The following is a 255-nucleotide window of genomic DNA, read 5'->3' as shown; positions in this document are numbered from 1 at the left end:
CCAACAAAATTTGGAAATTTAATAGAAGAATTGTATGCAAAATATAAAGAAAAAGTAGTAATACTCATAGACGAATACGAATCGCCAATACTTGAACATATAAACAATAAAGAAAAAGCGGAAGAATTTAGAGCATTTTTAAGAGAATTCTATAAAAAAGTAAAAACAAAGGATGCATACATAAAATTTGTATTTTTAACAGGAATAACAAAATTCACAAAAACAGGAGTATTTTCTGCACTTAATAATTTAAAT

At 24.3% G+C, this 255-nt stretch carries 1 protein-coding gene; it reads left to right on the top strand.

Translation table 11 applies throughout. The features are described from left to right. The coding region (locus ACYQ44_RS10530) for an AAA family ATPase (protein ID WP_459997257.1) at window positions 1-255 on the top strand (255 nt) is incomplete at both ends.

The sequence above is a fragment of the Marinitoga arctica genome, from assembly GCF_054657315.1.
This window is presented reverse-complemented; position numbering and strand designations above follow the sequence as displayed.